This window comes from Phytobacter sp. MRY16-398 (genome assembly GCF_003925915.1).
In the GTDB taxonomy this organism is placed as follows: Bacteria; Pseudomonadota; Gammaproteobacteria; order Enterobacterales; family Enterobacteriaceae; genus Phytobacter; species Phytobacter diazotrophicus.
The window spans coordinates 1,831,339-1,856,018 of sequence record NZ_AP018756.1; the positions used below are offsets into that span (position 1 = coordinate 1,831,339).

The 24,680-nt window shown below is 52.3% G+C and carries 24 protein-coding genes; 12 read left to right on the plus strand and 12 right to left on the minus strand.

Annotated features, from left to right (window positions below):
* The first annotated feature begins 48 nt into the window (after nt 1-48).
* Both mglA and mglC read left to right on the plus strand, forming a co-directional pair.
* A complete protein-coding gene (mglA, locus tag MRY16398_RS08745; protein WP_039079976.1) occupies nt 49-1,569 on the plus strand; it encodes a galactose/methyl galactoside ABC transporter ATP-binding protein MglA in 1,521 nt (506 codons plus the stop codon).
* Nucleotides 1,570-1,584: 15 nt separating this feature from the next.
* Nucleotides 1,585-2,595 carry a galactose/methyl galactoside ABC transporter permease MglC gene (mglC, locus tag MRY16398_RS08750; RefSeq protein WP_039079977.1) on the plus strand — a complete coding sequence of 337 codons (1,011 nt, stop codon included), beginning with the start codon at nt 1,585-1,587 and terminating at the stop codon, nt 2,593-2,595.
* 597 nt (nt 2,596-3,192) lie between these two features.
* On the opposite strand, the gene MRY16398_RS08755 is transcribed toward mglC, so the two are convergent.
* The 3 genes from MRY16398_RS08755 to MRY16398_RS08765 all read right to left on the minus strand — a co-directional run bounded on the left by MRY16398_RS08755 (nt 3,193) and on the right by MRY16398_RS08765 (nt 7,338).
* Nucleotides 3,193-4,998, minus strand: coding sequence for a glycoside hydrolase family 15 protein (locus MRY16398_RS08755; protein WP_125124180.1), 1,806 nt, complete (start codon nt 4,996-4,998; stop codon nt 3,193-3,195).
* Between the two features lie 119 nt (nt 4,999-5,117).
* Nucleotides 5,118-6,233 carry a fimbrial protein gene (locus tag MRY16398_RS08760; protein ID WP_125124181.1) on the minus strand — a complete coding sequence of 372 codons (1,116 nt, stop codon included), beginning with the start codon at nt 6,231-6,233 and terminating at the stop codon, nt 5,118-5,120.
* 220 nt (nt 6,234-6,453) lie between these two features.
* On the minus strand, nt 6,454-7,338 hold the full coding sequence (locus MRY16398_RS08765) for an SDR family oxidoreductase (protein ID WP_041852032.1): 885 nt from the start codon (nt 7,336-7,338) through the stop codon (nt 6,454-6,456).
* 420 nt (nt 7,339-7,758) lie between these two features.
* Between MRY16398_RS08765 and MRY16398_RS08770 the strand changes: the two genes are divergently transcribed.
* Nucleotides 7,759-7,986 (plus strand): phage domain protein, encoded by a 228-nt coding sequence (locus MRY16398_RS08770; protein WP_041852031.1) that lies wholly within the window; start codon nt 7,759-7,761, stop codon nt 7,984-7,986.
* Between the two features lie 227 nt (nt 7,987-8,213).
* Nucleotides 8,214-8,639, plus strand: a complete 426-nt coding sequence (locus MRY16398_RS08775) for a hypothetical protein (RefSeq protein ID WP_041852030.1) — start codon at nt 8,214-8,216, stop codon at nt 8,637-8,639.
* Between the two features lie 18 nt (nt 8,640-8,657).
* Here the strand turns inward: MRY16398_RS08775 and sanA are convergent, their stop codons facing one another.
* The 5 genes from sanA to MRY16398_RS08800 form a co-directional block, all read right to left on the minus strand.
* Nucleotides 8,658-9,374, minus strand: a complete 717-nt coding sequence (sanA, locus tag MRY16398_RS08780; protein ID WP_041852029.1) for an outer membrane permeability protein SanA — start codon at nt 9,372-9,374, stop codon at nt 8,658-8,660.
* A gap of 126 nt (nt 9,375-9,500) precedes the next feature.
* Nucleotides 9,501-10,385, minus strand: a complete 885-nt coding sequence (cdd, locus tag MRY16398_RS08785; protein WP_041852028.1) for a cytidine deaminase — start codon at nt 10,383-10,385, stop codon at nt 9,501-9,503.
* Between the two features lie 129 nt (nt 10,386-10,514).
* Entirely contained in the window at nt 10,515-11,210 is a 696-nt protein-coding gene (locus MRY16398_RS08790) for a CidB/LrgB family autolysis modulator (protein WP_041852027.1), read from the minus strand.
* Nucleotides 11,207-11,605 carry a CidA/LrgA family protein gene (locus MRY16398_RS08795; RefSeq protein ID WP_125124182.1) on the minus strand — a complete coding sequence of 133 codons (399 nt, stop codon included), beginning with the start codon at nt 11,603-11,605 and terminating at the stop codon, nt 11,207-11,209. Before MRY16398_RS08795 ends, MRY16398_RS08790 begins: the two co-directional genes overlap by 4 nt.
* Nucleotides 11,606-11,742: 137 nt before the next feature.
* The gene (locus MRY16398_RS08800; protein ID WP_041852025.1) at nt 11,743-12,639 is read right to left on the minus strand and encodes a LysR family transcriptional regulator; all 897 of its coding nucleotides are present in this window, start codon (nt 12,637-12,639) and stop codon (nt 11,743-11,745) included.
* Between the two features lie 95 nt (nt 12,640-12,734).
* On the opposite strand from MRY16398_RS08800, the gene MRY16398_RS08805 reads away from it, so the two are divergent.
* From MRY16398_RS08805 to MRY16398_RS08825, 5 genes are all read left to right on the plus strand, one after another.
* Entirely contained in the window at nt 12,735-13,277 is a 543-nt protein-coding gene (locus MRY16398_RS08805) for a GNAT family N-acetyltransferase (protein WP_108700953.1), read from the plus strand.
* 79 nt (nt 13,278-13,356) lie between these two features.
* Nucleotides 13,357-14,295 (plus strand): tRNA dihydrouridine(16) synthase DusC, encoded by a 939-nt coding sequence (dusC, locus tag MRY16398_RS08810; protein ID WP_125124183.1) that lies wholly within the window; start codon nt 13,357-13,359, stop codon nt 14,293-14,295.
* Between the two features lie 152 nt (nt 14,296-14,447).
* Complete coding sequence (gene bglG, locus MRY16398_RS08815; protein WP_041852022.1) at nt 14,448-15,281, plus strand: transcriptional antiterminator BglG; 834 nt, start codon at nt 14,448-14,450, stop codon at nt 15,279-15,281.
* A 141-nt stretch (nt 15,282-15,422) separates the two neighbouring features.
* Nucleotides 15,423-17,282, plus strand: a complete 1,860-nt coding sequence (gene bglF / locus MRY16398_RS08820) for a PTS beta-glucoside transporter subunit IIABC (RefSeq protein ID WP_125124184.1) — start codon at nt 15,423-15,425, stop codon at nt 17,280-17,282.
* Nucleotides 17,283-17,297: 15 nt separating this feature from the next.
* A complete protein-coding gene (locus tag MRY16398_RS08825; protein ID WP_041852020.1) occupies nt 17,298-18,692 on the plus strand; it encodes a glycoside hydrolase family 1 protein in 1,395 nt (464 codons plus the stop codon).
* 56 nt (nt 18,693-18,748) lie between these two features.
* On the opposite strand, the gene MRY16398_RS31380 is transcribed toward MRY16398_RS08825, so the two are convergent.
* Complete coding sequence (locus MRY16398_RS31380) at nt 18,749-18,832, minus strand: small membrane protein YohP (RefSeq protein ID WP_090085588.1); 84 nt, start codon at nt 18,830-18,832, stop codon at nt 18,749-18,751.
* A 115-nt stretch (nt 18,833-18,947) separates the two neighbouring features.
* Here MRY16398_RS31380 and MRY16398_RS08830 point away from each other — a divergent pair, with 115 nt between their 5' ends.
* The gene (locus tag MRY16398_RS08830; RefSeq protein ID WP_172600700.1) at nt 18,948-19,715 is read left to right on the plus strand and encodes an SDR family oxidoreductase; all 768 of its coding nucleotides are present in this window, start codon (nt 18,948-18,950) and stop codon (nt 19,713-19,715) included.
* Here the strand turns inward: MRY16398_RS08830 and MRY16398_RS08835 are convergent, their stop codons facing one another.
* On the minus strand, nt 19,716-20,297 hold the full coding sequence (locus MRY16398_RS08835) for a DedA family protein (RefSeq protein WP_041852018.1): 582 nt from the start codon (nt 20,295-20,297) through the stop codon (nt 19,716-19,718). It lies immediately after the preceding gene.
* Nucleotides 20,298-20,476: 179 nt separating this feature from the next.
* Here MRY16398_RS08835 and MRY16398_RS08840 point away from each other — a divergent pair, with 179 nt between their 5' ends.
* On the plus strand, nt 20,477-21,064 hold the full coding sequence (locus MRY16398_RS08840) for a Yip1 family protein (RefSeq protein WP_041852017.1): 588 nt from the start codon (nt 20,477-20,479) through the stop codon (nt 21,062-21,064).
* Nucleotides 21,065-21,235: 171 nt separating this feature from the next.
* On the plus strand, nt 21,236-22,174 hold the full coding sequence (gene pbpG, locus MRY16398_RS08845) for a D-alanyl-D-alanine endopeptidase (protein WP_071195698.1): 939 nt from the start codon (nt 21,236-21,238) through the stop codon (nt 22,172-22,174).
* On the opposite strand, the gene MRY16398_RS08850 is transcribed toward pbpG, so the two are convergent.
* Together MRY16398_RS08850 and dld are read right to left on the minus strand one after the other, a co-directional pair.
* Nucleotides 22,175-22,729: a GNAT family N-acetyltransferase gene (locus MRY16398_RS08850; protein ID WP_041852015.1), complete on the minus strand. Its 555-nt coding sequence runs from the start codon at nt 22,727-22,729 to the stop codon at nt 22,175-22,177.
* Nucleotides 22,730-22,866: 137 nt separating this feature from the next.
* Nucleotides 22,867-24,573, minus strand: a complete 1,707-nt coding sequence (gene dld, locus MRY16398_RS08855; protein ID WP_125124185.1) for a D-lactate dehydrogenase — start codon at nt 24,571-24,573, stop codon at nt 22,867-22,869.
* Between the last annotated feature and the right edge of the window lie 107 nt (nt 24,574-24,680).

The window sequence follows — 24,680 nt, forward strand, 5'->3', positions numbered from 1 at the left end:
ATAGTTGCGCCCTTATAATACGATATGCCAGGCCAACAAGGTACAATTATGGTCAGCAATAATACTCAGTCGTCCGGTGAATTCTTGTTGGAAATGAGCAATATCAACAAGTCTTTTCCAGGGGTAAAGGCTCTCGATAATGTTAATTTAAAAGTGCGTCCGCACTCAATCCATGCATTAATGGGTGAAAATGGCGCCGGTAAATCGACATTATTAAAATGCCTTTTTGGGATATACCAGAAAGATTCCGGTAGCATTCTTTTTCAGGGAAAAGAAATCGATTTCCATTCTGCTAAAGAAGCGCTGGAAAATGGTATCTCAATGGTTCACCAGGAACTTAACCTGGTGTTGCAACGTTCTGTAATGGACAACATGTGGTTAGGTCGCTACCCAACCAAAGGCGTGTTTGTCGATCAGGACAAAATGTACCGTGATACAAAAGCCATCTTTGATGAGCTGGATATTGATATTGATCCGCGTGCGCGTGTCGGTACATTATCTGTTTCGCAAATGCAGATGATCGAAATTGCAAAAGCGTTCTCATACGATGCCAAAATTGTCATCATGGACGAACCAACTTCTTCGCTGACCGAAAAAGAAGTTAATCATCTTTTCAAAATTATCCGTAAGCTGAAAGATCGCGGCTGCGGTATTGTTTATATTTCCCATAAGATGGAAGAAATCTTCCAACTGTGCGATGAAATTACGATCCTGCGTGATGGTCAGTGGATTGCGACCCAGCCGCTCGAAGGGCTGGATATGGACAAGATCATTGCGATGATGGTGGGGCGTTCGCTCAACCAACGTTTCCCGGATCGCCAGAACACGCCGGGTGAGACGATTCTCGAAGTGCGTAATCTGACCTCATTGCGTCAGCCGTCAATCCGCGATATCTCCTTTGATCTGCGTAAAGGTGAGATTCTTGGTATTGCTGGTCTGGTTGGGGCGAAGCGTACCGATATCGTAGAAACATTATTTGGTATTCGTGAAAAAGCCACGGGTACAATTAAGCTACACGGCAAAAATATTAATAACCACAATGCGAATGAAGCCATCAATAATGGTTTCGCACTGGTTACCGAAGAGCGTCGCTCTACCGGGATTTACGCTTACCTGGATATCGGATTTAACTCGCTTATTTCCAATATTCAGAACTATAAAAATAAAGTCGGTCTGCTGGATAATTCCCGTATGAAAAGCGATACCCAGTGGGTTATTGACTCCATGCGCGTGAAAACACCCGGCCACCGTACCCAAATTGGATCGCTTTCCGGTGGTAACCAACAAAAAGTGATTATTGGTCGCTGGTTGTTAACCCAACCAGAAATCTTAATGCTTGACGAACCCACTCGTGGTATTGACGTTGGGGCGAAGTTCGAGATATATCAGCTGATTGCGGAGCTGGCGAAGAAAAACAAGGGGATTATTATTATCTCCTCTGAAATGCCTGAATTGTTGGGTATCACTGACCGTATTCTGGTTATGAGCAATGGTCTCGTTGCCGGAATTGTTGACACTAAAACGACAACGCAAAACGAAATACTCCGTCTTGCGTCTTTGCACCTTTAAGATCAGGGGCTCCTCATGAGTGCGTTAAATAAAAAAACTTTTCTCACTTATCTGAAAGACGGCGGTATTTACGTTGTTCTTTTAGTGTTACTGGCGATTATTATTTTCCAGGATCCTACGTTCTTAAGTCTGCTGAACTTAAGTAACATTCTGACCCAGTCTTCCGTGCGTATTATCATCGCACTGGGCGTAGCCGGGCTGATTGTGACACAGGGTACTGACCTGTCCGCAGGGCGCCAGGTGGGCCTGGCGGCGGTAGTGGCGGCGACCTTGTTGCAGTCGATGGAAAACGTCAACAAAGTGTTCCCGGAAATGCACACGATGCCAATCATCGCGGTCATCGGCATTGTCTGTGTGATCGGTGCGGTCATCGGCCTGGTGAACGGTATTATCATCGCTTACCTCAACGTGACGCCTTTTATCACCACATTGGGTACCATGATCATCGTGTACGGTATCAACTCCCTGTACTACGACTTCGTGGGTGCATCGCCGATTTCCGGCTTTGACAGCGGCTTCTCCACTTTCACGCAGGGCTTCATCGCGTTAGGCTCTTTCCGCCTGTCCTACATCACTTTCTATGCGCTGATTGCCGTCGCCTTCGTTTGGGTGTTGTGGAACAAAACCCGCTTTGGCAAAAACATTTTCGCTATCGGTGGTAACCCGGAAGCGGCGAAAGTGTCTGGTGTTAACGTTGCGCTGAACTTGCTGATGATTTATGCCCTGTCTGGTGTGTTCTATGCGTTCGGTGGGATGCTGGAAGCCGGTCGTATCGGCTCGGCAACCAACAACCTCGGCTTTATGTACGAACTTGATGCTATCGCAGCGTGCGTGGTTGGCGGCGTCTCCTTTAGCGGCGGGGTAGGTACGGTTCTGGGCGTGGTGACCGGTGTAATCATCTTCACCGTTATCAACTACGGTCTGACCTATATCGGTATCAACCCGTACTGGCAGTACATCATTAAGGGCGGCATCATCATCTTCGCGGTGGCGCTGGACTCTCTGAAATACGCGCGTAAGAAATAACAATCATAGCCCGGATACGGCGTTGCCGTATCCGGGCTACCACCGGTTTTCTCCCTCTCCCCCTGGGAGAGGGTTGGGGTGAGGGGAATATGCGGCTCGGAAGGTGGGTTCCGTTCACCTTATGTTCATGGCGAAATGTCGCCTCCGGACACGTGAACGGGTAAAGGGGAACACCGCGTTCCCCTTTACAATCCCCGCGGCCCCGCAAAAAATCGGTGCTTCGCACTGCGTTCGCCTCCCGCCCCGCTGCCAGCGGTCGGTTTGACTCGAGTTACTCGCCCCATCCCTGGGGCTCGCCCTTCGGGCCAACGCGTTGCGTTGTTCAAAATCGTTCCGGACGATTTTGTCCTGTCTCGACAAACCTCAGTCCGCCATCCCTGGCGGCCTGACCTTGCCATCGGGTCTTCGGCTCACCGATTTCAGCGGGGACTCAACCCCCTCGCTGCACGCTCTGCGCCAGGGGGGCACAAAGATGTCGCTGTGGTTGTCATGCGGGAAAACGAGTCAGCCATGGTTAACAAGGTTGAAGACGTTCACAGTATCTACTTTTTGCAGCAAATCCGGATAAGGTGTTTTAATGCCGAATCCGGGATTGCCTTACCTTGATAGCGCATCGGCGGCGCAAATCAGTGCCAGATGGCTCAACCCCTGCGGCACGTTGCCGCGCCATTCGCCGCTGCGCACATCGAACATCTCATTAAACGTCTCCACATTGCCCTTATCGCAGAGCGTCTCAAGAATGGTGTCCATACAGTGCCGGGCGCGGGGTTTATCTCCCATCTCCGCCAGCGCCTCCACCATCCAGAACGAGCAGGCGACAAAGGTGCTCTCCTCCTGCTCGACACCGCTGTAGCGATAGAGCATGGGTTCGCCATGCCCCAGTTCGTCCATAATGGCGTTGAGGGTTGAACGCATGCGCTGCGGATTACAGTGCTGACCATAATGCCAGGCAAGACAGAGTGAGGCGTCGAGCCGATCGCTACCGGCATAAAAGGTATACGCTTGCTTTTTCTCCGACCAGCAATGCGCCTCGACCCACGCCTGAATACGCGCTTTTTCGCGATCCCAACGGGCCACCCAGGTTGCCTCCAGATGCCCCTCGCGCGCCAGATGGGCGGCAATATCCAGTGTTATCCAGCAGGTGATTTTAGAGTGAGTATAGTGTTGCAGATCGTGCAGTTCCCAGATGCCGGAGTCCGCCTGCTTCCAGATATCGGCGCAGGTATTCGCCAGCGAGGCGAGCAGCCGGGCGGTGGTGAGATCCAGGACGTGTCCGGCGCGGACAAACAGCAGAGCGGTAGCCAGCAGATCGCCATACATACTGAGTTGTTGCTGGTCACGTGCGTTGTTGCCTATGCGCACCGGGCGTGAGTTCTTATAGCCGCTTAATGGCGGGTAGCTTTCCGCCGGAACGATACCACCATCAAGGGTATAACAAACACGGACTTTGCCGTCATGGCGCAGGATGGTGTTGGTAAGCCACGAGAAGGCCGCCTTGCACTCCTCCAGCGCACCGATAACGGTAAAAGCACGAATGATCATGCAGGCATCTCGTGTCCAGGCGTAACGGTAGTCATAGTTTTTCTCGCCGCCGATGCCTTCCGGCAGCGATGTGGTCGGTGCCGCCGCCAGAGCGCCGGTCGGGGAATAGAGCAGGAACTTTAGCGCCAGCGCCGAACGTGTCACGTGCTCAGGGAACATACCTTTATAGGTCAGGCTTTCGCACCATAACTGCCAGACGTGGTCGGAGATATCAATATGGCCGTCAATTTTTTCAAGAGAGGGTACGGCGAGCGGCTCTTTATGGCTGACCAGCAACGCCACCAGTGAACGCACACCTTCGTGGGCGACAAAGGTTCCCTCTATCGCGTGGTCGTCGAAATGGGTGACGGTGACATCACTAGATGTCCGCAGCATCGCCATTAAATCGCCAATATGGATAACCTGGCCTTTGTCTGTGTCCTGAATCCAGGGAGAGCGGGTACAGGCCGCTGTACCCGGCACAAATATCACCCGCAGTTCAACTTCGCCTTTAATGCCTTCGATACGTCTTGCCAGTTCACACCAGGGCAGGCGTCCGGCGTAATTGCTGTTGAGGGATTCGGTCAACACCACGCTACCGGATGCTGTCTCATAGAAGGTTTCCAGCACATTGCTGTTTTCCCGGTAGCGGCGATCAACACGATAATCGCCGGTGGGCTCAATCTGGAAATAACCGCCGTTGGCGGCGTCAAGAATGCGATCGAAGAGCGGCGGGGAGTCCATATTGGGGGCGCACCACCAGTCAATTGCGCCGTCGGGGGCGATTAACGCCACCGAGCGGCCATCGCCAATGGCGGCGTAATCGCCCAGTCCCGCATAGCCATCATGACGCGGCGGATGAGAGTACGACTCGTTCTTCATCTTTTCTCCTGGCTTTCAGCTATGGCGCTAACGTGCCGCCATGAAATTGAGCATCAGGATTAAGCGTAACCAGGAATAACAGGATCGCCGGGGAATTACCTGTCTTTTCATCAGGCTGATTAATGATAGCTGATGGTGTACTCCAGTTTACCGATGGCATTGCCTCCAGTGATGGTGTTTTCAGTTTGTATATAACGGGCGTAAAGAGGCACGGTAATAGTGCTCGAACCATCGTTGGGCAAGCTGTAAGAGTATGCAGAATCGAGGTTAATTTTACCGCTGTCCGCTTCGCTGCGAGAAAGCTGAATACCTATGCCGGTGGCAGCAGATGTGCCGCTGGCAATAGACATAATGCCTTCGGCAGCATTGAGTTTGCCGTCGAGTGGGGTAAGGGTAATATCTGCTGCATTACTGGTTAATGCTTTAACTGGCACATTTTCCGTACCATTGAAGGTGGCAACGGACGTTGTAGTGTTACCGTAAAACCAGCCACAGTTGTTAAGGTGTATACTGGCATCTTTCCAGGCGGTGCCTGTGCCAGGGCCCGAAAAATCGGAAGTATGGTATGACCCCATATTCACCGTCATTGACTGGCTGCCCGTGGTGATATTGCAGGTGGGTGTTGTCACCTTCAGACTGCCGCTGATATTGATCTCGTATATCCCGACCATGCTGCCTTCCTGCCCCAAGCTATATAACGCAGTAGGAAGATTTGACGCCGAAATCGTTCCCCCGGTGACCGAATCCGCGGTTTTGACCAATTGAAAAAATGAGTCGGCACCCCATAGCCCTGTGGCCGATGACATATAGCAATTTCTAGCGTCTGTACATCCTGTTGTGGGGGTGATGGTAGGAAACTTAGCTTTATCTGCTGCATTCAAGAAAACGATACCAAGCCCATTGATACCCGTTTTATAGATCTTCGAGCCAGTTGACGTTTCTCCCATTGGTAAAGTTTTATATTCACGTTTATAAACAAATAATCCGTCCTTGTCACAGCCAATCCGCAATTTATCGGCACCGGATCTAATGGTTATACGCTGGCGATACACCGTTGCACCCACCGCGGTTCCCGGCGGAACAGAAATCGAGCTGATGGCCAGTGGGACGGTCATTTTTTTGATACTATTGGCTGGATAATCAGCGGTGGGGGCAAATGCACAGGCTGCTATAGCATTAGCGCTAAATAGGCATAACAGCAAAACGGATAGAATTAATTTTCCTTTATGATACATCACTTCATCCCTTAAATTCAGTGCCTGACTAATTAAGCAGGATAAAACGCAACGCTCGCAAGGATTAGAAATTATATCTTGGTGGGAAAATTCTTATCTACGATAAGACCAAATATTAATGGAATATGCAATAAGAAAACAGTCGCGAAATATTACTTCGTTACCACTTTATTAATACATATAGCTGGAATACGGGCAGGCCGAAACCTGCCCGGATAAGTTACAGCGTCCCGGTTCCACCGTCAGAACACCAGACCTGACCAGAGGAATAGGAACTCTCATCGGAGGCAAAGAGCACATACAAGGGGGCAATTTCCACGGGTTGGCCCGGGCGGCCAAGCGGCGCGGATGCACCAAATTGTTTCACTTTTTCCTCGGGTTGACCGCCGCTTGATTGCAGCACGGTCCAGTATGGCCCTGGCGCAACGGCGTTGACGCGAATACCTTTTGAGCCAAGTTGCTGCGCCAGCGCTTTGGTAAATGCGACCCCACAGGCTTTTGTCTGCGCGTAGTCCAGCAGAATAGGGCTGGGCTGATAAGCCTGAACCGAGGTGGTATTGATAATCACCGCCCCTTCCTGCAAATGAGGGATGGCTGCTTTGGTTATCCAGAACGGCGCATACACATTCGTTTTGAAGGTGGCATCAAACGCTTCGGTGGTGAGATCCTCAATGGATTCGCAGTACTGTTGGCGTCCGGCATTGTTGACCAGAATCTCCAGTCCTCCCAGTTCCCGGACGGCGCTTGCGACGAGTTGCTGGCAAAATGCTTCGTCGCGGACATCGCCAGGTAACGCGACTGCTTTTCGTCCTTCCGCGGTGATTAAGGCGATCACCGCTTCGGCATCGGATTGCTCCTCAGGTAAATAATTAATCGCCACGTCTGCCCCTTCACGGGCAAAAGCGATAGCAACGGCACGGCCGATACCTGAATCACCACCGGTAATTAATGCGCGTTTACCTGCCAGCCTTCCCGATCCGATATAACTTGTTTCCCCATGATCGGGAATAGGTTTCATCTCGGAAGCCAACCCCGGCGGCTGCTGTGGCTGCGCCGGAAAAGGAGGCCGTGGGTAATGAAGATGTTTCTTATCCGCAGGTGACATAATTATTTTCCTCTTTTGTAAACCAGAATTTTAAGGTAGACCTTAATATTCATTCGCGCTATCAGAACAGAAATAACGAAACGTTTTTTTTAATTTTTATACAAACGGAGCGCGCCATTTTTCTTATTTTTTGTGAAAGCTAAAACTAGCGAAGCGGCTATTTCTCTTAAGCGTTTCGTCAAGGATATATCTTCCGGTTGTCCTTTTTTTGAACATGAAGGTAACAAATTGTTAACTGATAACCCTCTGTTGAATAACATATATTCAGAATTTACTTAGGTTGGTAATTAATAAACGCGGTGATATTGCGGATGGAATAACAAATTCACTTTTGCGTTAAAAGTTCACCTATTCTCTGTTGTTAATTTTTTCATTTCGGTGCTACGCTCTTTGAGTCACAACATTCACAAGGAGATTAGGATGAACAATGAATCAGCATTTCCTGCATTTCCCGTTAATGGATGGCAGGTGGGAGCAGTGGAAGATTTGAATGGCGTGGTTATTCGTTTTGGTTACAGTACTTCCCCTTATGCGCCGGGCGGTTCAACGTTCGAGTCGCAGTTTTTTAGTCTGACGCCGGAGAAGGTTAAAAGCCTCATTTACGACCTCCAGGTTAGTCTGCATAAGTATGAAGAAAAAGTTGCCTGATACCCCTCAGTTTATGAATGATTAACATTGCAGCAGCTGTGGCTCATTGCAGTCTGCTGCCTATTATTGTTAGGTACCTTACTATTTTATTTCGTTAATCGTACTACATAATAGTTAAGTGCCGCTACGTTAACACTTAAGCCAATTCTTAATGTTGGCGTATTGCCTGCTTCTTACGCTATATATTATAGGTGAGCAATCCATTGTGATGCTGAACTGGAGCGCCTATGAATGTTGTGTATTTTAAAGTTGATCACCCGCCGCACGAAAGACAAACCACTGTTCACTACTATTTAAAATCCGTGCAGCTACTACGGGATAATGCTGTTGTTGCCGATCTTGGTGACCTGAAAATAACCAATTTGCCTGCCTGGTTTTATACCGTTATACCCACTGGATTCAGTAAAATTGAATTTTCAATGCAAAATAGATCGCAATTGCGTATTGAATGTTATGCAGGTTACTTACGGACTGGCGAGTATATTGTCTCAACGCCCGGAGGCGAAATCACATTGCCATTTAACGCCCTCTCAGGGCTTTGGACGCTGAATAAGCAAGGACAAGTCTATATCGACCATCAAGAATTTATGGCGCGCAATTATTCGCTAATTCGTCCTGCCAAAATACCCGCGCGTGGTGTATCCGTGTTTTGATGTGGGGTAGAGAGGTATCTAGTTATTTTTCTTGTCTAAATCAAGTAACTGCTCGACGGTGACCGCCGGGTAGCCCTGTGCATCGTCGGGTACTTCCTGCAATGAAGGAATAGGTTCCAGCGGGCCTAAGAAACGGGGCTCACGTTTGAACAGATATAAATCAGCGAGCGTCCCCAGACGTGCGCCAAATTCGCGTATACGTACGCTCCACATATTTTTCGGCGAAGGGACGGCATAGCATTGCGCCTGGATGCCCATATGCTGGGCAATAAAAAGTGCACGTTCGCAATGAAAGCGCTGGGTGATAATAATAAAATCGTTGGTATCGAAAACCTTACGAGTACGCACAATCGAGTCGAGTGTGCGAAAGCCTGCGTAGTCCAGCACGATATCAGAAGGGTCAACGCCAGCGGCAATCAGGTCCTTACGCATGGTCATCGGCTCATTATAACTTTGCAGAGCGTTATCGCCGCTTAACAGCAGGTAATTCACTTTGCCGCTGTTGTAGGCATTCAGCGCACCCTGAATACGATAGCGGTAATACTGATTAATCACGCCAGTGCGGTAATATTTTGCGGTGCCCAGTACCACTCCCACCTGACGCCAGGGTAAATCCTGCAGGTCATCGTAGATGTAGGGGGCGGTTTTCCAGCTTATCCAGCGGTCTAAGCCGAGCGCAGTCAACAGCAGTAAGCCGATAAGGACCAACAGGCTGTATACAAAGCGCTTTAGCATGCGGACAAACTCGATACAGGATTAAATTTCACTCAAGGCTACTTTACCCGTCCGGCAATCGCAAGAAACGGGCGTTCAATTGCGGGGTTTTTCATCACTGCGGGCAAAATGCCCGCAGTTGGCTGGTTAGTCGAGCAAAACACGCTCAACGTTCTGGCAGCCCAGAGCGCGCAACGTGGCGACAGTTGCGTCCCATTGGGTGAGAGGGGCATCGGCTTTTTCTGCGAGTACCGCGCGCTGCATATCCGGATAGTCGAACCCGGCCAGGCTCATCAGATTCAGCGCGCCCTGGAGTGGTGGCAGTGTCGGGTTGAATGCGGCATTTTCCGCATAGCTGCCGCTGAAAATACGCCCATTGCGACACTCAATAGCCACACCAGACGGTGACTGTGTATACGGCGTATGGCTTTTGTTGGCCGCTGCGATAGCCGCCTGAGAAAGCGCATCTCCGCTGAGGGCAAACCCGTGGTCCTGAGCATCAAGTAGCAGGGTTTTAATCTCAAGGTCTTTAGGACCGAATGCGTCAGGCAGATAATCGCCAAGGGTATGCGGCGCACGCCCCGGTAAGTTAATACGCAGCGTCAGGCCGCTGTTCAGTTCATTCATAAACTGACGACAGTGACCGCAGGGGGTGTAATTAACGGTGATGGAGGCCAGCGCTTTTTCACCGCGCTGCCAGGCGTGGCTAATGGCGCTTTGCTCTGCATGGACGGTTTGCTGCATGGTGGCACCAAGGAATTCCATATTGCTGCCGAAATACCAGGTGCCGCTGACGCCGCGGGCAATCGCGCCGACGTTAAAGTGTGAAAGCTCAGTACGTGCGCAGGCTGCTGCTAACGGTAACAGAGCGAAAGCCAACGCGTCTTCGTCCATCCCTGTGGCGTTAAGCAGAGCCGCTACCTGTTCTGCGCTTAACATCGCGGGAAAATCCGCGTCCGCCAACAGCGGCGCCAGTGCGGCCTGTAAATTCTCCGCAAGGGTCGGAAACGCAGTGTGAAAACGTGAATGCATGGCGTTGCCTCATAACAATGTATTGGGATCGTAGTGTAAGGGCCGCTTTAGCCTTTATATGTGATCAGCGTCTCACTGTATATGCAACGTATGCAATTCAAATTAAAAATGCGCGACGCATCGCAAATTTTAGCCCGCTATCGCGAGGATCACCGGGAACAGAAATGGCGCAATCAGTGACGTAATAATCCCACAAATAACCAGCGCCAGTGAGCTAAAGGCCCCTTCCTGATAATCCAGCTCTGCACAACGCGCGGTACCCAGAGCGTGCGACGCGGTGCCCATTGCCAGGCCACGTGCTGATTTTGTGTGGATACGCATGGCATTCAGCAGGGTATGACCGAAGACTGCGCCCAGGACGCCGACAAAAATCACACAGACTGCGCTAATTGCCGGAATGCCGCCAATGCTGCCGCCAACCGCCATGGCAATCGGCGTGGTGACCGATTTAGGCAGAATAGAGGCGGCAATCTCTGGCGATGCCCCCATCATCAGTGCAATACCGGCGCCGCTCGCCATCGCCACAATACTGCCAAAAAAGCAGATAGTGATGATGGATTTCCAGCGCGCACGGATCTGGTGCAACTGCTCATAAAGTGGAAACGCCAGGGCGACCACGGCAGGTTGCAATAAATCGTTAAGGATTTTGCTGCCCTGGAAGTAGTGGTCATAGGGGATACCGGTGACCAGCAGGAACGGGATAATGACCACCATCGCAATCAGCAAAGGATTTAGCAGCGCCATCTTGAAGCGCGCGGAGAGCTTACGCGCTGCAAAAAAGACCGCCAGTGTGAGCGGAAGCGACCACCAGATATATGCCATCATTTTTCACTTTCCTTCTCGCCAACGACTTTACGCTCGCCATGTACCAGATGGGTACTCCAGCTCACCACAAGAAAGACAATCACCGTACTGACGGCACAGGAGACGACTATTGGCCCAAACTGCGCGCGCAGAATGTCGTAATACTGCATTACGCCCACGCCGATAGGCACAAACAGGAGCGCCATGTAGCGGATCAGCACGTAGCAGCCGGGATTGACCCATTTGGCGGGCAGGATTTGCAGTGCCAGCAGGACGAACATGATTAACATGCCAATAATGCTGCCGGGAATCGTAATAGGCAGCAGTGATGAAATATAAATTCCTGCGTATAAACAAGCATATATCAGGACAAATGCGCGAAGGTACTGCCAGACAATGTTCAGTGATTTACTCATGGTGTATACCCTTGATGAAACGCATTCATCATACAATTAAAGCCGGAAATGTGCTACCGATCACATCATGAATTCTGAGCATACCAAACATTCCATTCTGGAACGTCGGGCATTACCACAAGATTGTTGTTCCTGGATTACGCGCTGTCTTTACGCTCTGCTGAGGGGATCGCCTGAATGCTGTGGATCACTTCGCGCATTGCGCGATTCACGACTTTGTCCTGGCGCATAATCAGCCCAAGCGTGCGATGCAGCGCAGGGACCAGTGGCTGAACAGTTAAGCCAGCACAATCTTCTGCCTGCGTAACCGACATCCGCGGCACAATGCTGTAACCGAGCCCTGCGCGCACCATCCGTTTTATCGCCTCAATACTGCCAAGTTCCATCACTGGCGAGGCATTCTTACCGGCACGCTGGAACCAGCCGTCAATAAGCTGTCGTGTGCTGCTCCCGGCGGCAAAAACAATCAGCGGCAGTTGCTCCGTCTCAACGCCAGACTCGCCCTCGGACGGTTTTGCCGTGATAGAGACGAATTCATCGACCAGGACCGGCGTAACATCCAGATTCCTGCTGATGGCGGGCAGGGTAACAAGACCGATGTCGATACTGTTTTCCTCAACCCCCCGGACAATATCCTGCGTATTGCCAGTTCTGACGCCAACCGAGAGCTGAGGATAGTCTTTACGAAGCTGTTGCAATATGGCAGGTAATAAATGAATACAAACCGTGGCGCCAGTGCCAAGCGTAACCGTGCCGCTGATATCGAGTTTATGCATAGCAACAGATTGCACGGCAGCACTAACGGCTTTTTCGATTTCTTCGCAGTGGGCCAGTAATGTCAGCCCTGCCGGTGTCGGGCGAACGCCGCGACCGGTGCGTTCAATTAGGCGGGTTTGCAGCGCGGTCTCCAACTGGCGCATCTGGAGACTGACCGCAGGCTGCGAGATCCCCAGCGCTTCGGCGGCAGCGGTAAAGCTGCGCCGGCTGATGACCAGCCTGTAGGTCGTCAATTGATCGAGACTGAGGTGTGCCATCCAAAGTTTTCCTTATACAGGTAATAAGCGCAGCACTATGTCTGTACTTATGCGTTACGGCTAGCCTGTCAACAGACCTGAGCAGGAGCCGGACAATGGAAATTATCGAAGCAGAAGAACAACATATTAGCGCAATGCAGCAAATATACGCCTGGCACGTGGTGAATGGCAGCGCCTCATTTGAAACCGCTGCGCCTGACAGAGAGGAAATGCTGGCGCGTTTGAACAAGACTCGCAGCGCCGGATTGCCGTGGTTTGTCATTCTCGAAGAGGGGATCGTGAAAGGCTATTGCTACCTTTCGCACTATCGCACGCGTTATGCCTACCGCTACACGCTGGAGGATTCTATCTATATTGATGAACAATTTCGCCAGCGCGGTGCGGGCAAAGCGTTACTGGCGAAAGCCATTGAATGGGCGGAAAATCACGGCTATCGCCAGCTTATTGCCGTTGTTGGCAACAGTGAAAATGTGGGGTCGTTGCGCCTGCATCAGCAGGCAGGTTTTATCCTGACAGGGACGCTGAACAATGTCGGTTTTAAGCATGGTCGCTGGCTGGATATTGTTATTATGCAGCGCACGCTGGGTGAGGGGAGTTCGACCCTTCCGGCTGTGGACGCTTACCGACGCTCGGCCTGATGCAGTAGCGTTTTGAAACACACTTTCTTCCCTGTGTCAGAGGCGCTACTATGTCGCCTCATTTTTTCAGGGGCAATGTATGCGTGTATTACTGGCGCCGATGGAAGGTGTGCTCGATTCGCTGGTGCGCGAGCTGCTGACCGAGGTTAACGACTACGATCACTGTATCACCGAGTTTGTGCGGGTGGTCGACCAACTGTTGCCGGCAAAATCGTTTTACCGCATCTGCCCTGAACTGCATCATCAAAGTCGCACCCCCTCCGGCACGCTGGTTCGCGTACAACTACTGGGGCAATACCCCGAGTGGCTGGCGGAAAACGCGGCTCGTGCGGTGGAGTTAGGTTCGTGGGGCGTCGATCTCAACTGCGGCTGTCCGTCGAAGCTGGTGAATGGCAGCGGCGGCGGGGCAACGCTGCTCAAAGACCCTGAGCTGATTTATCGCGGGGCGAAAGCCATGCGCGAAGCCGTGCCCGCTCATCTGCCGGTAACGGTAAAAGTGCGTCTGGGGTGGGATAGCGGCGCACGACAGTTTGAAATTGCCGATGCCGTTCAGCAGGCCGGCGCGTCTGAGCTGGTGGTTCACGGGCGAACAAAAGAAGACGGCTATAAAGCGGAGCGTATTAACTGGCAGGCCATTGGTGAAATTCGCCAGCGTCTTAGCATTCCGGTTGTCGCGAATGGCGAGATCTGGGGCTGGCAGAGCGCGCAGGACTGCATGGCAGCCACCGGCTGCGATGCGGTAATGATTGGTCGTGGCGCGCTGAACGTCCCCAACCTGAGCCGGGTCGTCAAAGAAAACGCGCCGCGTATGCCCTGGCCCGAGGTTGTTGCGCTGTTGCAAAAATACACGCGGCTGGAAAAGCAGGGCGATACCGGGATGTATCATGTGGCGCGAATCAAACAGTGGCTGGGCTATCTGCGCAAAGAGTACGCCGAAGCGACTACGCTGTTCGAGCAGATTCGTACCCTCAAGAGTTCGCCGGACATAGCCCGCGCGATTCAGGCACTGAAAGCGTAAACTCTGCGATCATAGTCACGTTTTTGTGTGGCATTGATTGAGTGAATGAACCAACCTGATAAAGTTTCCTGCGGATTGTTACTGCGTAAGCAGGCTAAACCTGATGTTCTGGCATTTGCCGGAAGTCAGGTTTTTTTGTTTCTGGGGTTCGAATGAAAATCGCCAAAATACTTAATAATAATGTGGTGGTCGTGCTGGATGAACAACAACGCGAGCAGGTCGTTATGGGCCGGGGGCTCGCGTTCCAGAAACGTACCGGCGATGAGCTGGATGACAGCAAAATCGAGAAGATTTTTGCCCTGCAAAGTGACGAACTGGTCAGGCGCTTAAGCGAGTTGCTCAATCAGATCCCGCTTGAGGTGATGACCGCCTGCGATCGCATTATTGAACTGGCGCGTGGTCGGCTGGGGAAGTTGCAGGATAGCCTCTATATCACCCTGACAGACCACTGTTTTTTTGCCATTGAACGGCTGAAAACAGGGCAGGTGATTCGCAATGTTCTGTTGTGGGAGATACGCCGTCTCTATCCCAAAGAGTTCCAGATTGGGCAAGAGGCACGGGCAATCATCGCAAAACGCCTGGGCGTGGAATTACCAGAAGATGAAGCCGGATTTATCGCGCTGCACCTGGTTACCGCCCAGCTTAACAGTGATATGCCGGATGTTATGCATATCACCAAAGTGATGCAGGAGATCCTGCATATCGTGAAGTACCAGTTGAAACTCGACTATAACGAAGAGTCGCTCAGCTATCATCGGTTCGTCACGCACCTGAAATTTTTCTCGCAGCGGATGTTAACCCGCACGGTGGTCGAGGATGACGATTTGTCGCTGCACCAGGCGGTTAAAGAGAACTATGCCAGCGCCTGGCGTTGTGCGGAAAAGGTGGCCCGCCATCTGGAACAAAATTATCAGCGGAACCTCACCACAGAAGAGATTATGTTCCTTGCGATTCATATTGAGCGTGTACGAAAAGATAAACGCTAAAAATAGCGTGAAGAACGAAGTGTAAAACAGGATTGTTACTGCATCTCGCAGGCAAAACCTGAGCCCGGCCCGCGAGGTGCTGGACTCAGGTTTTTTTTTATCTCAGTCACAGCCTTCGGGCATAAGAAGTAAGGAAAAAGCATGGAATATCAAGCGCTGGCGAAAGATATTCTCAGCCACGTTGGGGGCAAGGAGAACATTACCAGCCTGGTGCACTGCGCCACCCGGTTACGCTTTAAGCTCAAAGATAACAAGAAAGCTGATGGCGAAGGGCTGAAAGCCAATCCAGGCATCATTATGGTGGTCGAAAGCGGCGGGCAGTTTCAGGTAGTGGTCGGTAACCACGTTCATGACGTCTGGCAGGCGGTGCGTGATGAAGCCGGGCTCACGGATGACACACCGGTTGCTGAGCCGGAACAAGGAGAAAAAGTCTCTCTTGTTGGTCGCGTGATCGACGTCGTCTCCGGCATTTTTACCCCTTTTATCGGTATTATGGCAGCATCAGGGATCCTGAAAGGGCTGCTGGCGCTGGCCGTGGTCTGCGGCTGGTTGACGACAAACAGCGGAACATATCAAATCTGGTTTGCCGCCAGCGACGCGCTGTTCTTCTTCTTCCCGCTGATTCTCGGTTACACCGCCGGGAAGAAATTTGGCGGTAACGCCTTTGTAACCCTCGCGATTGGCGGCGCGCTGACCCACCCGATGATGATAAAAGCCTTTGAAGCAAGCCAGGCACCAGGGGCGGTCAGCGAAACGTTTTTGGGTATTCCGATAACTTTTATCAATTACAGCGGCTCGGTTATTCCGATCATCATTGCCGCCTGGGCAAGCTGCTGGCTGGAAAAGCAATGTAATAAATTCCTGCACTCGGCAGTGAAGAACTTTTTTAGTCCGCTGATCTGTATCGCGGTGATTGTGCCGCTGACCTTCCTGGCGATCGGTCCGCTGGCGACCTTGCTGAGCCAGGGGCTGGCGCACGGCTATCAGGCCATCTACCTCTTTGCCCCCTGGCTTGCTGGCGCAGCGTTGGGTGCGCTGTGGCAGGTGTGCGTGATTTTCGGTCTGCACTGGGGGCTGGTGCCGCTCATGATCAATAACCTGACCGTGTTCGGCCAGGACACGATGCTGCCCATTTTACTGCCTGCGGTACTGGGCCAGGTGGGGGCGGTACTGGGGATTTTCCTGCGTACCCGCGACCCTCGTCAGAAAATACTGGCCGGTTCGGCGGCGACGGCGGGTATCTTCGGTATTACTGAACCAGCGGTCTATGGTCTGACGCTACCGCTGCGCCGTCCGTTTATTTTTGGCTGCGTTTCCGGGGCTATCGGCGGGGCGATTGTTGGTTTTAGCGACAGTCACGTCTACTCGTTTGGTTTTGCCAATGTCTTTACTCTGGCGCAGATGATCCCGCCGGGCGGCGTGGATGCCACCCTGTGGGGCGGGATTCTGGGCACCGTTGTTTCACTGGTGCTGGCATGCATCCTGACCTTTGTGGCGGGGATGCCGAAAACGACTGCGGTGACAAAACCGATTGCCGTTGTGCCGGGCGAAAACGACATCCTCTCACCAATGACCGGAACCGTACTGGCGCTTGAACAGGTGCCGGACAGCACCTTTGCCGCCGGGTTGCTCGGCCAGGGGGCGGCGATTATCCCTTCAGACAATAAAGTGATTGCGCCCTTTGCCGGTGAAGTGGCCTCACTCTTTCAGACAAAACATGCCATCGGCTTATTAAGCGACAGCGGCATTGAGGTGCTGATTCACGTGGGCATTGATACCGTCAAGCTGGAGGGCAAGCCCTTTACCGCGCATGTCAGCGTTGGCGATAAGGTTCAGCCTGGCGATTTACTGCTCGAGTTTGATCGCGATGCGATCCTCTCAGCCGGATACGATCTGGCAACGCCCATTATCATCAGCAATAGTGACGACTATCGCGCTGTGACGACCGTGGCATCGACATCGGTGGAATCCGGTATGCCGCTACTGGCCGTCAATCGTTAATCAAAGGAGATATCAATGAATACATTCCCGAATGACTTCTTATGGGGCGGCGCTATCGCTGCAAACCAGGTGGAAGGCGCTTATCTGGAAGACGGCAAAGGCCTTTCCACCTCGGATGTGCAACCAAAAGGCGTATTCGGTGACGTGGTCGAGCGCGTGGCAGGTGACAGCGGCCTGAAAGATGTCGCTATCGATTTCTATCACCGCTACCCGGAAGATATCGCCCTGTTTGCAGAAATGGGCTTTAGCTGCCTGCGGGTGTCCATTGCCTGGACGCGTATTTTCCCCAACGGGGATGAAACCACGCCCAACGAAGCGGGGCTGGCGTTCTACGACAAACTGTTTGATGAGATGATCAGCAAAGGGATGACGCCGCTGGTGACGTTATCGCATTACGAAATGCCATGGGGGCTGGTGAAAGGTTACGGTGGCTGGGGCAGCCGTCAAACCATTACCTTCTTTGAGCGTTATGCCCGCACGGTATTTGAACGTTATAAGAACAAAGTGAAGCTGTGGCTGACTTTTAACGAGATCAACATGTCGCTGCATGCCCCGATGACGGGTGTCGGCCTGCCGGAAGGTAGCAGCAAAGCGGAGATCTTCCAGGCTATCCACCATCAGCTTGTGGCGAGCGCGCTGGCGGTAAAAGCCTGCCACGAGATTATCCCCGATGCCAAAATCGGCAACATGATCCTCGGCGGCCTGATGTATCCGCTGAGCTGCAAACCGGAAGACGTGCTGGAAACGCTGCAGCAAAACCGTACCTGGCAGTTCTTTGGCGACGTGCAGTGCCGTGGCGAATATCCGGGTTATATGCTGCGTTTCTTCCGCGAAAACGGCATTAATCTCAACATTAGCGATGCGGATCGTGACGCGCTGCGCACCACCATCGATTTTATCTCGTTTAGCTACTATATGACCGGCTGTGTGACGACCGATGAAGAGCTGAACCAGAAAGCGCGCGGCAACATACTCAGCATGGTACCGAACCCGCACCTTGCAAGCTCAGAATGGGGCTGGCAGATTGACCCGGTTGGCCTGCGCACGCTGCTGAACGTCATGTGGGATCGCTGGCAGAAACCGTTATTTATCGTGGAAAACGGTCTGGGTGCGAAAGACAAACCGGAAGCGGATGGCAGCATCAATGACGATTACCGCATCAGCTATCTTAACGATCACCTTGTGCAGGTACGCGAAGCCATTGAAGACGGGGTGGAGGTGATGGGGTATACCAGTTGGGGGCCAATCGATCTGGTGAGCGCGTCAAAAGCGGAGATTTCCAAACGCTATGGCTTTATCTACGTTGATCGTGATGATGCCGGTAACGGTACGCTGGCGCGCAGCCGTAAGAAAAGTTTCTGGTGGTATCAGGAAGTCATCGCCAGCAAAGGAGCATCGCTTAAGCGATAAGCTAACGGCTGTCATTCGCAATACCCCCTCACTTCCACGGAGGTGAGGGGGAGTTTTTAGAAAATCATCTTAAATACGCCGGTGACCACCAACAGCCCAATCAAAAAGATAATCAAAATAACCCACAGCAATACTTTCAACATGCGTTTCTCTCCCTTGATGCGTTTTACTCACCGCAAAGTGTAGCAACCGTTCAGAAATATGCCTTTTCTCTATACTGAAGGTTTGGCCTCACGACCGGAGGGGAAAATGACCATGCAGAAAGTCGCTATTGTGACCGCAGCGGATTCGGGTATTGGTAAAGCCTGCGCGCTAATGCTGGCGGAAAAAGGGTTTGATATTGGTATCACCTGGCACTCGGATGACAGCGGGGCGCGCGATACTGTTCAACAGGTAGAAGCGCGCGGCAGACAGGCCCGTACCATCCAGCTCGACTTAAGCCATCTGCCGGACGGCGCTCAGGCTATCGAGACGCTGATTAACGCGTTCGGCCGTGTTGATGCGCTGGTCAATAATGCCGGCGCAATGACCAAAGCACCGTTTTTGGATGTCAGTCTGGAAGCGTGGCGGAAGATTTTTACCGTGGATGTTGAAGGGGCGATGTTGTGTTCACAAATTGCCGCGCGTCATATGGTTAAGCAGGGGCAGGGGGGACGTATTGTGAATATCACCTCTGTGCATGAACATACCCCATTGCCCGAAGCCAGCGCCTATACGGCGGCGAAACACGCGTTGGGCGGATTAACCAAATCCATGGCACTGGAGCTTGTTAGTTACAACATACTAGTGAATGCGGTGGCGCCCGGTGCGATAGCCACGCCGATGAATAACATGAGCGATGATGACGCTAAACCGGGCTCTATGCCGAACATCCCGCTGGCAAGGCCCGGTAAAACCCAGGAGATTGCGAGCCTGGTGGCCTGGCTCTGTTCTGATGACGCCAGTTATACCACCGGGCAGTCGTTCATTGTCGACGGCGGCTTTATGCTGGCGAATCCGCAGTTTAACGCCAGCCGCCATTAACTACTCAGACGGTGGGTTGCGGCGTTTCTTTTGCCGATGCCGCAGCCACCAGCGCACGGAAAAGACCACCACCACGGCCAGTACCAGCCAAATCAGCTTCTTAAGATGGTGATCAAACTGATGTAACCACGGCCCGATAACTTCCCCACCCAGGTAGCCTAACGTCGTGAAAATCAATGCCCAGACGATGGCACCGAAAATATTCAGTGGCAGGAAGATTTTTGGGGGCAGATGGCTGGCGCCGATCAGTAGCGGCCCGATGATGCGAAAGCCGTACATAAAACGCGTACCGATGACAAACAGCCAGGGACGGCGGTTAATCATGCGTTGCGCCTGGTTAATTTTGTCCTGATGGCGGGAAAAGCGTTGCAGGATCTTCATGCCATATCGGCGCCCCAGTAAATAGAGCAACTGGTCTCCAATCATCCCACCGAGCGCAACGGCCATGACCACCAGCGGAAACTTAAGCAACCCCTGATGCGCGGCAACGCCACCCAGCAGGGTGATGGTTTCCCCCTCAGCAATACTACCAACAACCAGCGCGGCATAGCCGTACTGGCTGATAAGATGATTCATATCCATAGGTCCAACAATTCTCCCGTTAAACGCCTTAAGCATACACCCTATGAATTGAATGCGCCGACAACCACGGTTTCGTTGCGCGGATTATCGCTACGTATTTTTTGATCTGAACACAAAATAACCAGCAGAGTGACTTATACTTAAGGTGTCTGTATTCGGGCATTCAGCAAGGGGGCGTTATGAACCATGTCTGGGGACTTTTTTCCCATCCCGATCGTGAAATGCAGGTCATAAAGGGCGAAAACGAAACCGTTTCGCATCACTACACCCACCATGTACTGTTCATGGCGGCGATTCCCGTTATCTGTGCTTTTATTGGCACGACGCAAATAGGCTGGAATTTTGGCGAAGAAAGCGTGGTTCAGTTGAACTGGTTTACCGCGTTTTATCTGGCTGTCATTTTCTATGCGCTGATGCTGGCCGGTGTGGCGGTGATGGGCCGTGTGATTTGGTGGATGGCAAGGAGCTACCCGCAGCGTCCCTCTCTGGCGCGCTGTATGGTGTTTGCCGGGTATGTCGCAACACCACTCTTTTTGAGCGGTATTGTGGCGCTCTATCCGCTGGTCTGGCTGTGCGCGCTGGTGGGGACAGTAGCACTCTTCTATACCGGTTATCTGCTCTATGTAGGGATACCCACCTTCCTCAATATCAACCGAGAGGAAGGGCTGAGTTTCTCCAGCTCGACGCTGGCAATTGGGGTGCTGGTACTTGAAGTGCTACTGGCGCTCACGGTCATTCTTTGGGGTTACGGCTACCGTCTGTTCTAATCGCATTGCGTTGCTGGTTGAAGTACCAGCAACGCAATCTTCTGCAATGAATCTTGTGTGGCGACATGCGGGCGTGGCGGCTATTATGCCAGGGCCAGCTTCTGTTATTTACTTCCTGAACAGATGCGGTGTGCGTAATCACGTGCATGAATAATCATCAGAAGTCACACCATGCTGAAAATCCGAGTTTCTTTATTAAGCCTCGCGCTTATGTTTGCCGTGCCCGTCGCACCGCAGGCGCTGGCAAAAACTGCTGCGGCAACGGCGTCCGCGCAACCTGAAATTGCCTCCGGTAGCGCGATGATTGTCGATTTACAAACCAACCAGGTTATCTATTCCAGCCACCCGGATCTGGTACGTCCCATCGCGTCTATCACTAAGTTGATGACGGCAATGGTAGTGCTGGATGCGCATCTGCCGCTGGATGAAAAAATAAAAGTGGATATCAGCCATACGCCGGAAATGAAAGGGATCTACTCTCGCGTACGCCTGAACAGTGAAATCAGCCGCAAAGATATGCTGCTGCTGGCGCTGATGTCCTCAGAAAACCGTGCGGCGGCGAGCCTTGCTCACCATTATCCTGGTGGATATGACGCGTTTATTCGTGCGATGAATGCGAAAGCGAAGGCGTTGGGCATGACGCATACCCGTTATGTCGAGCCGACAGGCTTATCTATCAGCAATGTGTCCACGGCGAGCGACTTGATTAAACTGCTGGTGGCCACCAAACAGTATCCGCTGCTGGGCCAGTTGAGCACCACGCGGGAAGACATGGCGACGTTCAGTAATCCGGGGTATACGTTGCCGTTCCGTAATACCAACCATCTGGTGTATCGCGATAACTGGAATATTCAGTTGACCAAAACCGGGTTTACCAATGCGGCGGGTCACTGTCTGGTGATGCGTACCGTTATTAATAATAAGCCGGTGGCACTGGTGGTGATGGATGCTTTCGGGAAATATACCCACTTTGCGGATGCCAGCCGTTTACGGACCTGGATTGAAACCGGGAAAGCACAGCCTGTACCCGCTTCCGCATTAAGCTACAAACGTCAGAAAGCGGCGCAGATGGTGGAAAACCACGGCGCACAAACCGCGCAAAACGACTAATTATTCCGGCAGCGTCCAGTCACCATCGTTGAGTGGGCGCTGCATGATAACCGTATCCCGCCAGTCACCCTTCTTGTAGCCCACGCTGCGTAACTGCCCGACAATTTCGAAGCCGTGTTTTTTGTGCAGGCGTAGCGATCCGGCATTATTTTGCCCATCGCCGATCACCGCGATCATCTGCCGCCACGGACCTTCTTCACACCTTGCGATCAGCGCATCCATCAGCATACTGCCAATACCGCGTCCGGTCATACTGGCGTCAACATAGATAGACTCTTCCAGAGTATAGCGGTAGGCCTGGCGCGGACGGTAAGGGCTTGCATAGCAATACCCCACCACGATGCCGTGGTAGAGCGCGACCATCCAGGGAAGCCCGTCATTGGCGATTTTGTGCATGCGTTGGCGCATTTCGTCGATAGTGGGCGGCACTTCTTCGAAGGAGGCGCGGCCATGCAGCACGTGCCAGGCATAGAGAGATGAAATCGCATGAACATCATCAAGCGTGGCATCACGCACCACGAGTGCGTTTTCGGACAGGACATCAACGGCAGACATGATGGAGTAACTCCTCAATGTAGCAGGCCAGAGAAACGTTTCTCTGGCCTGCTACTTTAGTACGAATGAAGAGTACAATACAGCCTGGCTTAAACATATATCGCAGTTAGACTGCGACGAACCACTAACGTAATAGCCTATTGCCAGTTTTTTCTCTTGCTTGTTTTACCGATCCCAGGGTTCATGCTGTTTGTTGGGTCATTTTCCAGGTAAAAACGTTTTAAATCATCGGGCGCTTCATATAAATGCCCCACGTTGTGTTCAGCCGGGTATTGCGCGCCGCGCTGGCGCAATAATTCCAGCATCTGTTCTTTGAGCGCGTGCGTATCAACGCCTTTCTTCACAATATAATCCTGATGGAAAACATGGCAGAAGAAATGGCCGTAATAGAGCTTCCAGGTTAACTGGCTGTCAATCTCCGGCGGCAGGTGTTCGAACCAGTCATCGTCATTGCGGCGCAGGGCAATATCCAGCGCCAGAATGTCTTCTACTTCATCGGCATGTACCGCCTGATAACGAATTGCCGCCCCCGCTGCGGCGAAGCGGTGAAGAAAGGCTTTGTTCCCTTCTTCTGATGTACAGGCGAAGAACCCGCCTTCTGCCGTCTTAAAGTACTCGGTCAGCCAGCGTTGCGCCTCAGCGATACCGTCACCCGACATTTTCAGTAGCAGATGGTGTTCATACTTGTCCCGCCAGCTTTTCATTCGCGGTGGCAGGTGAGAGGGGAACAGGTGCCCCAGCTTTTGCATTGCCCGGTCGGTAAAGTGCGGCTTAAATAGGGAGGCTTTTGCCAGCAGGGCATCGGTGCGGCCTTTCAGGGTAAAAAAGAAAGGCATTTTGTCGGTGCCGAGCTTGTCGATCATCAGGAAGGTGTCTTTCCCGTAGCGCTCGGCGATATCGTAAATATCGCGATGCATATACTCCCCCGCCACCGGCAAATGGGTGAACTCGCTAAGAATATGGCGGCGAAGCGCGCTCAGTACCTGCGGCTGGTTGGTGCCGATATAAAACACCTGCTGATGGGTGGGGGCGACAAAGGTGTCCAGCCGGACGGCGAAGACGGCCAGTTTCCCGGCACAGCCGGAGGATTCAAACAGACGATCCGGGTCGGCATTGTAGCGTGCCGGTGTATCCGCATCCACATCGCGCACGCGGGTGACATAATCCTGATCGTGCCCGTGACGCCCATCGTGGCGCACATCGGCGTCGGTCACCCGTTCGTCATCAAGTTTACTTAAGATTTGCTCCGGCGTACTGCCAAGCTCAATGCCTAAGTGGTTAACCAACTGGAGTCTGCCGGTTTCGTCAATTCGCGCATACAGCGACATTTCGGTGTATGCCGGGCCGCGCTGCACCAGCGCGCCGCCGGAGTTATTGCAAATCCCGCCGATGACCGATGCCCCGATACAGGATGAACCGATGACGGAATGCGGCTCGCGGCCAAGCGGTTTTAGCGCTTTTTCCAGCGAATAAAGGGTTGTGCCCGGATAAGCCAGTACCTGCTCACCGTTATCGATAAGATGCAGTTTATCGAGCCGCAAGGTGCTGATGATAATAATGTCGCGGTCGTAGTCATTACCGTTTGGCGTTGAGCCTTCGGTCAGGCCGGTATTTGCCGCCTGCATCAGGATGATCTTATCGGCGTTCACACAGGCGCTGAGTACACGCCATAATTCAAGCAGTGTGCCGGGAAAGACGACGGCGAGCGCATCACCCTGCCCGGAACGAAACCCCTTACGGTAGCGTGCCGTTTTGGCCGGGTCGGTCAGGACATGTGAAGCTCCAGTGAGGCGTTCGAGTTCACGGATAAAAGCGATATGGTGTTGGGAAGTTGTAGAAGACATTTTCCTCTCCCTGGTGGTGGAACAGCGTTCTCGCTTTAAAGCATAGTGTCTGAAAGTGAGGAATTCTCAGAAAAATCAGAGAATAACTCTGCAAGCCGGACTACGAT